The organism is Mesorhizobium sp. (assembly GCF_017306585.1).
In the GTDB taxonomy this organism is placed as follows: domain Bacteria; phylum Pseudomonadota; class Alphaproteobacteria; order Rhizobiales; family Rhizobiaceae; genus Mesorhizobium.
Map to the genome: position 1 here is coordinate 1 of NZ_JAFKIC010000025.1, position 9,531 is coordinate 9,531.

The 9,531-nt window shown below is 63.6% G+C and carries 8 protein-coding genes; 4 read left to right on the plus strand and 4 right to left on the minus strand.

The features are described from left to right. The first annotated feature begins 223 nt into the window (after positions 1-223). Entirely contained in the window at positions 224-1,459 is a 1,236-nt protein-coding gene (locus J0I79_RS00820; protein ID WP_292854450.1) for a putative DNA modification/repair radical SAM protein, read from the plus strand. 2 nt (positions 1,460-1,461) lie between these two features. Then, on the plus strand, positions 1,462-2,928 hold the full coding sequence (locus J0I79_RS00825) for a UdgX family uracil-DNA binding protein (RefSeq protein WP_292854453.1): 1,467 nt from the start codon (positions 1,462-1,464) through the stop codon (positions 2,926-2,928). A gap of 221 nt (positions 2,929-3,149) precedes the next feature. Here the strand turns inward: J0I79_RS00825 and J0I79_RS00830 are convergent, their stop codons facing one another. From J0I79_RS00830 to J0I79_RS00845, 4 genes are all read right to left on the minus strand, one after another. Next, positions 3,150-4,415, minus strand: coding sequence for a glycerate kinase (locus tag J0I79_RS00830; protein ID WP_292854455.1), 1,266 nt, complete (start codon positions 4,413-4,415; stop codon positions 3,150-3,152). Continuing rightward, a complete protein-coding gene (locus J0I79_RS00835) occupies positions 4,412-4,915 on the minus strand; it encodes a heme-degrading domain-containing protein (protein WP_292854457.1) in 504 nt (167 codons plus the stop codon). The genes J0I79_RS00830 and J0I79_RS00835 overlap by 4 nt, the downstream gene beginning before the upstream one ends. Positions 4,916-5,146: 231 nt before the next feature. Then, on the minus strand, positions 5,147-6,463 hold the full coding sequence (gene guaD / locus J0I79_RS00840; protein WP_292854459.1) for a guanine deaminase: 1,317 nt from the start codon (positions 6,461-6,463) through the stop codon (positions 5,147-5,149). Positions 6,464-6,465: 2 nt separating this feature from the next. Then, a complete protein-coding gene (locus J0I79_RS00845; RefSeq protein WP_292854461.1) occupies positions 6,466-7,683 on the minus strand; it encodes a urate hydroxylase PuuD in 1,218 nt (405 codons plus the stop codon). Positions 7,684-7,832: 149 nt separating this feature from the next. Here J0I79_RS00845 and J0I79_RS00850 point away from each other — a divergent pair, with 149 nt between their 5' ends. Both J0I79_RS00850 and J0I79_RS00855 read left to right on the plus strand, forming a co-directional pair. Further along, complete coding sequence (locus tag J0I79_RS00850) at positions 7,833-8,753, plus strand: LysR family transcriptional regulator (protein WP_292854463.1); 921 nt, start codon at positions 7,833-7,835, stop codon at positions 8,751-8,753. 154 nt (positions 8,754-8,907) lie between these two features. Beyond that, positions 8,908-9,531 (plus strand): LLM class flavin-dependent oxidoreductase (locus J0I79_RS00855; RefSeq protein ID WP_292854465.1); only part of this gene is annotated, 624 nt, incomplete at its 3' end.

Here is a 9,531-nt window from a genome sequence, read left to right on the forward strand (position 1 = left end):
ATCGAGCTTCCTGAAGGGCGCGCTCGGCGACGACCTGCATCGCACCTTCGTGGCGATCAAGCAGTCCGAGTACCTGCGCGTGGCGCGCACGGTCAGCGAGCTCGACTATCACCTCTACCTGCACGAGGTGTGAGCGGGCGGCCCGATCGCGCCCGCGATCACTTTTTGGCCGACGACATCAAAAGATATAGCGCGGGGGATCGCGAGAACATATCATGAACATATGTCCTCGCTCTCCGTCCGTGAAAAACTGGCGATCCTGTCGGATGCCGCAAAATACGATGCTTCCTGCGCCTCGTCTGGCTCGGCCAAGCGCGATTCGCTGAAATCCGGCGGCATCGGCTCAACGGAGGGCATGGGCATCTGCCATTCCTACGCTCCGGATGGCCGCTGCATATCGCTCCTCAAAATCCTGCTCACCAATTTCTGCATCTACGATTGCAGCTACTGCATCAACCGCTCGTCCTCGAATGTGCGGCGCGCCCGCTTCGGCATCGACGAGGTGGTGAAACTGACCATGGACTTCTACCGGCGCAACTACATCGAAGGCCTGTTCCTGTCCTCGGGCGTCATCCGCTCGCCCGACGAGACGATGGGCGAGATGGTCGAAGTGGCGCGGCGGCTGCGGCTGGAGGAAAAATTCGGCGGCTATATCCATCTCAAGACCATTCCCGAGGCATCGGCCGCGCTGATCGAAAAGGCCGGGCTCTATGCCGATCGGTTGTCGATCAATGTCGAATTGCCGACCGACGAGGGCGTGAAGAAGCTGGCGCCCGAGAAAAGACCCGAGACGATCCGGCTTTCCATGGCGGGCCTTCGCCGGAAGATCGAGGAGAAGGCGGAACCGACGCTGCGCACGAAGAAACGCGAGCGCTTCGCACCCGGCGGCCAGTCGACGCAGATGATCATCGGGGCCGACAAGACGTCCGATGACGGCATCCTGCGCAGCAGCGCGCGGCTCTATGGCAGCTACCATCTGCGGCGCGTCTACTATTCGGCCTTCAGCCCGATCCCGGATTCGTCCTCGTCGCTGCCGCTCCAGAAACCGCCACTGATGCGCGAGCACCGGCTCTACCAGGCCGACTGGCTGATGCGTTTCTACGGATTCTCCCAACCGGAGATCCTGGCGGGCAGCAACGACGGCATGCTCGATCTCGCCATCGATCCCAAACTCGCCTGGGCGCTGCGCAACCGGGGACGTTTTCCCGTTGATATCAACCGGGCCGACCGCGAGGCGCTGCTGCGGGTGCCGGGACTCGGCACCAAGGTGGTGGCGAAGATCCTGGAAACGCGCCGCCATCGACGCTTGCGGCTCGAGGATGTCGGCCGGCTCTGCCATTCGATCGCCAAGCTGCGGCCGTTCATCGTCGCCGAAGGCTGGTCTCCCGGAGCGTTGACCGACAAGGCAGGCCTACGCGGAAAAATCGTGCAATCCTGCGAACAACTGGCGCTGTTCTGACGATGCGCGCAGCCGAGCTCGACCTTGCCCGCTACACTGTCTGGCTCGAAAGCGAGACGGATTTCGCCGGCTGGCGGGATGCGGCGCGGCGGCTGGCGCTGAACGAAATCCCGCCCGGCGACATCGGCTGGCAGATAGCCACCGATGCGTGCCCGCCTCAGAATGCGCTGCCTAACGTGCCGGAAGGGGCTCAACTCGTTGTTCCCCGTGAATTCATCGGGCGCGCCGAGACCGCTTTCTGCCATTCCGACCCCGGCCGCTTCGCCTTCCTTTACAGGGTGCTCTGGCGACTGAGGACGGAACCCAAGCTGCTGTCGATCGCATCGGATGTCGACACGAAGCGGCTGGAAACCATGGAAAAGGCGGTCAGGCGCGACAGTCACAAGATGCATGCCTTCGTCCGCTTCCGGAAGATCGGCAACGGCGAGGACGAACGCTATGTCGCCTGGTTCGAGCCGGATCATTTCATCGTCGAGCGCAATGCCGATTTCTTCGTCCGGCGCTTCACCGGCATGCGCTGGACGATTCTCACACCCCATGCGTCCGCCGATTGGGACGGCGAAAGGCTGGCCATCGGCCCCGGCGCAACCAAGGCCGATGCACCGGCCGAGGACGACACCGAGGCGCTGTGGCGGACCTATTTCGAGAACATCTTCAACCCGGCGCGGCTGAAGGTGAAGGCCATGCAGAAGGAGATGCCGAAGAAATACTGGCGGAACCTTCCCGAGGCCTCGCTCATTCCTGAGCTGATCGCAGGAGCTGACAAGGCAGCCATAGCCATGATCGCTAAAATGCCGACCACGCCGCCGCCGCACCATGCCAAGGTGCAGGCGCGACATTGGCCGAAGAAGCCCCCGGCGGAAGCTCCTGACGACGACGCGAGTTCGATCTCTGAGTTGCGGGAAGCGGCGAAGGGCTGCCGCCGTTGCCCGCTCTGGCGCGACGCGACGCAGACTGTCTTCGGCGAGGGGCCTGACGATGCCAGGGTGATTTTCGTCGGCGAACAGCCTGGCGACCAGGAAGATATCGCCGGCAAACCTTTTGTCGGCCCCGCCGGCAAAGTGTTCGACGCCATTCTCGATGACGCCGGTGTCGATCGCCAGAAAGTCTACGTTACGAACGCGGTTAAACACTTCAAGTTCGAGCCGCGCGGCAAGCGCCGCATCCACTCCAAGCCAAATGCCGGCGAGGTACAGGCCTGCCGCTGGTGGATCGACAGGGAGTTCGCGCTGATCAAGCCGGACCTTGCGGTGGCGTTGGGCGCGACGGCGGCGTTGTCTTTGCTGGGCAAGGCGATTGCGGTGACGAAAATGCGCGGCCAGGTGGTGGAGCGCGAGGATGGGCTGCGCGTGTTCATCACCATCCATCCCTCTTTCATCCTGCGGATACAGGAGCCTGCGGAGAAGGAGGCGGAGAGGGAAAGGTTTTTGAAGGATATGAGGCAGGTGAAGCGGTTGATGGCGGCGTGATTGGCTATTGGTCAGCGCCGCCCCTCATTGTCCTGCCGGACATTTCTCCCCGTATAGTGACGGGGAGAAAGACGCTGTCGTCGGCGATTTCGCCAATTGTCGGCGTTGCAGAATAGGTGCCGGCGGAGCGGCCATCTCCCTTCTCCCCGTCACTATACGGGGAGAAGGTGCCGGCAGGCGGATGAGGGGCAGCGCCGACACTTGATGAATGACGCGGCGCGCTACCGCACCAGAATGGCCCTAAGATCATTCACATTCGTACCGGTCGGCCCCGGCACGAACAGATCGCCAACCGCATTGAAAGCCGTCCAGGCGTTGTTGCCGGCGAGCATCGCCTTGGCATCGACGCCGGCCGCGCGCATGCGCGAAACGGTCGAGCCGTCGGCGAAGGCGCCGGCATTGTTCTCCGAGCCATCGATGCCATCCGTGTCCGCGGCCAGGGCGTGGATGCTTTCCATGCCGTTGATGCCGATGGCGAAGGCAAGAAGGAATTCCGAGTTGCGGCCGCCCTTGCCCTTGGCTCGCAAGGTCACCGTCGTTTCGCCGCCCGACAGGATCAGCACAGGTTTGTTGAAGGGCCGGTTGCGCGTCGCCACTTCGCGCGCGATCGCCGCATGAACGCCGCCGACTTCACGCGCCTCGCCTTCGATGGCATCGGAAAGGATGACGGCTTCGACGCCAAGCCGTTTCGCCTCCGCCGCGGCCGCGTCCAGCGAGACGCCGGCCGAGGCAATCAGATGTACCTCGTTGCGCGAGAACCGCTGGTCCTCCGGGCTCGGTGCATCGGCGGCCGGCGAATTGATATGCGCCATGACCAAGGCCGGCAGTGTCATGCCGTAAGCCGCTATCGAGGCCAGGGCATCCTCGCGGCTCCCGGTGTCGGGAACGGTCGGCCCAGAGGCGACAAGGGCGGGATTGTCACCAGGAATGTCGGAGACCACCAGCGACACGACCTTGGCCGGCCAGGCGGCGGCGGCAAGACGGCCGCCCTTGATGGTGGAGACATGCTTGCGGATGGTGTTCATGGCCGCGATCGGCGCGCCGGAGGCGAGCAGCGCTTCGTTGACGGCGATCTCATCGGCCAATGTCAGCCCCTCGGCAGGCGACGGCAGCAATGCCGAGCCCCCGCCGGAGATCAGCGCCACGACGAGGTCGTCCGCCGTCAGCCCCTCGACCTTTGCCAGCAGACGCCGAGAGGCTTCCAGACCGGCGGCGTCCGGCACGGGATGCGCGGCCTCGATGATCTCGATGTGCTCGCATGTCGCGCCATAGCCATAGCGGGTGACGACCAGACCCTCGATCGGACCGTCCCAGACTTTCTCGAAGGCGGCCGCCATCTGCGCCGAGCCCTTGCCGGCGCCGATGACGATGGTGCGCCCCTTCGGCCTTGCGGGCAGATGATCCCTGATGGTGCGTTCCGGATCGGCGGCGGCGACGGCGGCGTCGAAGATGGCCGTGAGGAAGGCTTTGGGTTCGCGCACGGTCATTCTGCTTCCGCCGCCAGCGCCAGTCCGCGCCTGTCGATACCCAGATGATCGCACAGCGCATCGACGACCACGCCGTGATCCTCGCGCTCCGGCAGGCCGGACACCGCGATCACGCCGATAACGCCGGCGCCCTTGACCGTAACCGGGAAACCGCCACCGGCCAGAACATAGTCTGATATGTCGAGGCCTTCGCCGACCTTGAAGGTGCGGTCGGGGCGCTGCTGTTCCAGCACCAGGCGATATGTGCTTCTGAGGTAACGCCTGACGACATTGATCTTGCGCCGCGCCCAGTCGGGATTGGAGGCGTTGGATCCCGGCATGGCAGCGTAGAAAAGCGGACGGTCCCAGAGCCTGATATCGACGATGATGGGCAGGTTTCCGGCCAGCGCCCGGTCGCGGATGGCGGAGCCGACCTTGAAGGCCACGGCCTCGTCGAAGGCCGGGAAGACCAGCGTCTCTTCCTGTTTCTGGATCAGAGCTATGTCGTCCGCGGCGGCCATGGTCGTTCTCCGAAGTCAGTCACACGTCGTGTGTACGACAAGCGCTAATCGGTCAAGCTCTCGTCGCGGCCGCCCCCTCATCCGGCCGCTACGCGGCCACCTTCTCCCCGAGGGGGGAGAAGAGCCTGCCGCCGATGCTGGCGCCAGCACCTCCTCTCCCCTCGGGGAGTGGTCGGATTGCCCCAAATTGCTCATAGCAATTCGGTCTCGGCAATCCGGGTGAGGGGGGACCTACCCCGCGATCATATCGCTCTTGGCCGCGCGCCCTGCGACATAGACCTCGCGCACCGAGCGGTCGTCGCCCAACGTCTGCAGGAGAAAGAGTTCCTGCGCCAGCGTCTCGACCGTTTCAGCCCTCAGCCGCATGGATGGCGTCGCCCTGGCGTCGAGCACGACGATGTCGGCGTCGGTACCCTCCTCCAGCGTGCCGATCTTGCCCGCCAGCGACAGCGCCTCGGCATTGCCGCGCGTCATCTGCCAGAAGGACTGGAACGGGTTGAGCTTCTCGCCGTTGAGCGCGATCACCTTGTAGCCCTCGTCCATGGTGCGCAACATGGAATAGTTGGTGCCGCCGCCGACATCGGTGGCGGCTGCGATCCGCAACGGCTTCTCCCGCTGGCGAAAGCGCTGATAGTCGAACAGGCCGGAGCCGAGAAAAAGATTCGAGGTCGGGCAGAACACGGCGACCGAACCGCTGTCCGAAAGAGCGTCCGCCTCGCGCTCGCCGAGATGAATGCAGTGGCCGAACAGGCTCTTGTGGCCCAGCAGACCGTAGTGCTCGTAGACGTCGGTGTAGTCGCGCGACCAAGGGTAGAGTTCTTGCGTGAAAGCGATCTCGGCGTGGTTTTCCGACAGATGCGTCTGCATGTGCAGGTCGGGATGCTCGCGGCAGAGCGCGCCGGCCATCTCCATCTGTTCCGGCGACGAGGTGATGGCGAAGCGCGGCGTGATTGCATAGTGCTGGCGGCCCTTGCCGTGCCATTCCCTGATCAGGGCCTTGGTGTCGTCATAGCCCGTTTGCGGCGTATCGAGCACGCCTTCGGGCGCGTTGCGGTCCATCATCACCTTGCCGGCGATGTTGAGCATGTTGCGGTCGTGCGACTCGGCGAAGAACGCTTCCGCCGAGGCCTTGTGCACCGAGCAGTAGGCGACGACCGTCGTGGTGCCGTGCCGCACAATCTCGTCGAGGAACAGCCTGGAAATGCGCCGGCCGTGCTGAGCGTTGGCGAACTTGGTTTCCTCGGGAAAAGTGTAGGTGTTCAGCCAGTCGAGCAGTTCAGCGCCATAGGACGCGATGATCTGCATCTGCGGGAAATGCACATGCGTGTCGATGAAGCCCGGCAGCAGCAGATGCGGCCGATGGTCGATCTTCCTGACGCCTTCGCTCGCCTTTTTCTCGACTTGCGCATAGGCTCCCGACGCAATGATCTTGCCGTCCTCGAGGAGCAAGCCGCCATCTTCCTCGTAGCGCCAGGCGGAATGGTCGTCGATGGTTTGCGGCCAGCGCACGAAGGACAGCGTGCGGCCGCGCAGAAGTGTCGATGTCATGCTTATTTCCCCGCGCCTTCGAACCAGGCGACCAGCAGCGCCCGCTCCTTGTCGGTGATCTGGCTGACATTGGCGGGCGGCATGGCGTGGCTGCGGCCGGCCTGCAGATAAATCTCGCGGGCATGGTTGGCGATGTTGGCGTCGGTGTCGAGCATCACGCCCTTCGGCGCGTGATAGATGCCCTCATAGACCGGTTCCTGCGCGTGGCACATCGAGCAACGGCCAAGCACGGTGTCGCGCACCGCCGGGAAATGCGCCGAGGCGATATAGATGTCCGCCGAGGCGGCGGCCTTGGGTTCGCCGGTCAGCACCTTCGGCACGGTCGACAGCCAGATGATGATGATGAACAGGACAAGGGCGCCGAGCCACGTCCAGTGCGGGTTGCCGGCGCGCTTGTGGACGGTGTTGAAATAGTGGCGGATCAGCACGCCGATAATGAACACCAGCGAGGCGATCACCCAGTTGAACTGAGTGCCGAACGCCAGCGGATAGTGGTTCGACAGCATCAGGAACAGCACAGGCAGCGTCAGGTAGTTGTTGTGGAGCGAACGCTGCTTGGCGATCTTGCCATATTTCGGGTCGGGCTTGCGGCCGGCGATGAGGTCGGCGACGACGATCTTCTGGTTGGGAATGATGACCATGAAGACGTTGGCCGACATGATCGTAGCGGTTATGGCGCCCAGATGCAGGAAGGCAGCGCGGCCGGTGAACAGATGCGTCAGCCCCCAGGCGATGAACACCAGCACGCAGTAGAGCACCAGCATCAAGCCGGTGTCGCTCTTACCCAGCGGCGAGCGGCACAAGAGATCGTAGACCACCCAGCCGACACCGATCGTCGCCATGGACAGCAGAATGCCCACCGGCACCGACATAGGCAGCACATTGGGGTCGATCAGGAACAGGTCAGCTCCGGCATAGTAGACCACGCACAGCATGGCGAAGCCAGACAACCAGGTGGCGTAGGATTCCCATTTGAACCAGGTCAGATGCTCCGGCATTTCGGCCGGCGCCACCAGATATTTCTGGATGTGGTAGAAGCCGCCGCCATGCACCTGCCATTCCTCGCCGAAGGCACCGACAGGCATGCCCGGGCGCTGGCGCAGGCCGAGATCGAGCGCGACGAAGTAGAAGGACGAGCCGATCCAGGCGATACCGGTGATGACATGCAGCCAGCGCACCGCGAAGCTCAGCCAGTCCCAGAAAATCGCGAAATCCATCATCGAGTAGCCCCTGGGAAGTCGTCCCTGCGATCAGGCGACTTTACGGTCTGGCGCGCAAACGAAAAGAGGCGAGGTGCACGATGACTTTCAAAAAAAAATGGAAAATACTAAGGTCACTATACGCAGCCGCATAAGAGCCACGGAACAGCATGGCCTATCTCGACAACATCGCCGTCTTCGTCCGCGTCGTCGAACTCGGCAATCTGTCGGCGGCGGGCCGCGACATGCGCATTTCACCCGCCGTGGCGTCCAACCGCATCAAGGAACTGGAGAAGCACCTTGGCGTGCGGCTGTTCAACCGTACCACGCGGCAGTTGATGCCGACCGAGCACGGCACGGTGTTCTACACCGGCGCCAAGCAGGTGCTGGACGCGATCACCGAGGCGGAGGCCGCGGTATCGGCCCTGTCAGGCCAGCCGCGCGGCACCATCCGCGTGACGGCGCCGCTCGGGCTCGGGCGGCGGCTGGTGGCGTCGGGCATTCCCGATTTCCACGACAAGTATCCTGATATCGAGGTGCGGCTGAGGCTCTCGGACCACAATGTGGACATCATGAAGGAAGGCATCGACGTCGCCTTCCGGCTCGGCATCATCGAGGATTCCAGCCTCAGGATGCGCGGCATCATGGAGTGCGAGCGCGTGCTGGTGGCGGCGCCGAAATATCTGGAGGCGCGCGGCGAGCCGATGGAGCCGCAGGAACTGATCGGCCGCAAGCATGACTGCCTGATGCTGCGCTATTCCGGCGCGCGCGAATATGTCTGGACCCTGCAGACCCCGAACGGCCCGCAGAAGTTCGAAGTGCACGGCCCCTATGACACCGACGACGGCGACGTGCTGACCGGCTGGGCCCTGTCGGGACGCGGCATCATCAACAAGCCGCGCTTCGAGGTCGAACCGTTCATCCGCGACCGGCGGCTGAAGGTGATCCTGACCAACACACCGCCGACGCCGGTGCAGTTCGCCGCTGTCTATCCGCACAAGAAGCTGCAGGATCCCAAGGTGCGGCTGCTGCTCGACTTCATGGCCGATCGCTGCCAGCGGCTCATCAACGATATTCTTGCCGGGAAGTAAGGATTGGCCGGGAAGTAAGAATTGGCCGGCAAATAGCGCTGGCCGGCACGTCACGGCCTCGTGGCCCATCCGATCCGGTTGCCTTGCGCAAAAGCCAGCCTAGGTTGGTAGCCGGCGGCTGCGCGACGTCGCCGGCAGCCAAATGGATCGCAGAATGCATCTCGCCGTTTCGCTCAACATCGCTTCCACCCCAGGGCAAGCCAGCCTGGCCCTCAACGAGATAGCGGCCTTCGTGCGGACCGTGGAGGCGGCAGGCGTCGACATGGTGATCATCCCGGACACGTCGTCGAGTGGCGAACCTTCGGTCAGCCCGTTCGAAGCAACAACTCTCGTCGCCGCGCTGGCGACTGTGACCGAAAAAATCGGCCTCGTCGCCTCAGCCTCGATGGTTGCGCACCAGCCCTACAATCTGGCGCGCCGTTTCGCCTCGCTCGACATCATCAGTCATGGACGCGCCGGGTGGAACGCAGCGATGACGCAGGCGCCGCACGAAGCTGCCAATTTCAGCCGGCCGGAGGGTTTTTCATCAGATGATTTCCGCCGCCGGTCCGAGGAATATATCGGCATCGTGCAAGGGCTGTGGCAGGGCTGGGACGCGGATGCGCTGCTGTTCGACAAGGAAAGCGGCCGTTTCCACGATCCAGAAAAGATGCATCTGCTCGATCACAAAGGCGAGTTCTTCTCGGTGCGCGGGCCGCTGAACATCGCCCGCTCGCCGCAGGACAGGCCAGTGCTCGTGCTGTCCGGCCTAGCGGAAGGCGACCTCGACATTGCCACC

What these genes read in the sequence shown, in the direction of transcription:
- J0I79_RS00820 (WP_292854450.1), top strand. Translation starts at nt 224, where the DNA reads ATGTCCTCGCTCTCCGTCCGTGAAAAACTGGCGATCCTGTCGGATGCC.
- J0I79_RS00825 (WP_292854453.1), top strand. Translation starts at nt 1,462, where the DNA reads ATGCGCGCAGCCGAGCTCGACCTTGCCCGCTACACTGTCTGGCTCGAA.
- J0I79_RS00830 (WP_292854455.1), bottom strand. Translation starts at nt 4,415, where the DNA reads ATGACCGTGCGCGAACCCAAAGCCTTCCTCACGGCCATCTTCGACGCC.
- J0I79_RS00835 (WP_292854457.1), bottom strand. Translation starts at nt 4,915, where the DNA reads ATGGCCGCCGCGGACGACATAGCTCTGATCCAGAAACAGGAAGAGACG.
- guaD (WP_292854459.1), bottom strand. Translation starts at nt 6,463, where the DNA reads ATGACATCGACACTTCTGCGCGGCCGCACGCTGTCCTTCGTGCGCTGG.
- J0I79_RS00845 (WP_292854461.1), bottom strand. Translation starts at nt 7,683, where the DNA reads ATGATGGATTTCGCGATTTTCTGGGACTGGCTGAGCTTCGCGGTGCGC.
- J0I79_RS00850 (WP_292854463.1), top strand. Translation starts at nt 7,833, where the DNA reads ATGGCCTATCTCGACAACATCGCCGTCTTCGTCCGCGTCGTCGAACTC.